The following is a 1010-nucleotide window of genomic DNA, read 5'->3' on the forward strand; positions in this document are numbered from 1 at the left end:
TAGGTCATTGAGTGTGGCATCGGTGGGCGCGTAGGCGATGTAGTAGGCGATCTTTGTGGGGTCGGTGATGCTGCGGCGGGCCAGGACCCAGTGCCTGCGGTCGGGGCGGTGCCAGGGCCGGACCTCGATGCGGGCCCAGTCGTAGATCCGCAGGCCGTGGGCGCCGTCGCCGCAGGAGCGGCGCTTCCACTTCTGCCGGGGCAGGTCCGCGACCAGGTCGTGCAGCCGGTGGTCCATGGCCCGCCAGGTGACGACGGTGTCGTGTCGGGTGGTGGCGACGACGTGGAAGACGTCGGCCTGCTCCAGTTCGTAGCGCCAGCTCTTGCTGTAGCCGTAGCCGGCGTCCGCGGTCACCCAGCGGAACGGGATCCTGTCGTCGATCGCGCGGCGGACCATCGCCCTTGCGAGCTGGACCTTGGTGGCGAACTCGACCTCGTCGCCGATGCCGGCCTCCCGGCACCGCTCACGGTCGTCCGTCCAGGACTTCGGCAGGTAGAGCGCCCGATCGATCAAGGTCCGCCCCCGCTCGCCGGAGTAGGCCAGGAACACTCCGACCTGGCAGTTCTCGGTCCGGCCCGCGGTTCCGGAGTACTGCCTTTGGACGCCGGCCGACCGCACGCCCTTCTTCAGGAACCCGGTGTCGTCCACGATCAGCACGCCGCCCGGGTCGGCCAGGTGCTCGACGACGTACTCGCGCACGTCGTCGAGCACCTCGTCCGCGTCCCAGTCGATGCGGTTCAGTAGCCGCTGGATTCGGTCCGGGCCCCCGTGGCCGGCCTCCTCGGCCACCGTCCAGCCGTTTTTGCGCTCCAATGGGGCCAGCAAGCCGCGCATGTAGGCCAGCGCCGACTCCCGCGACTCACTCCGCGCGAACCGGTGAGCAAACCGCTCATGCAGCCCGACAAGCCCGTCCGACCAGCGACGAGCATCGACCTCGGATATGTCCCCACCCATGAACAGCCCAACGAGCGAACCCAACAACCGTCACGCTAAGCACCGTTGCAGTACTA

At 68.6% G+C, this 1010-nt stretch carries 1 protein-coding gene; it reads right to left on the reverse strand.

Annotated features, from left to right (window positions below):
- Nucleotides 1-954, reverse strand: a 954-nt coding sequence (locus ABZ497_RS36885) for an IS701 family transposase (RefSeq protein ID WP_359812535.1), incomplete at its 3' end; no start/stop codon positions are given.
- Nucleotides 955-1010: the final 56 nt, after the last annotated feature.

This window comes from Kitasatospora sp. NPDC005751, assembly GCF_040630835.1.
Lineage (GTDB): Bacteria > Actinomycetota > Actinomycetes > Streptomycetales > Streptomycetaceae > Kitasatospora.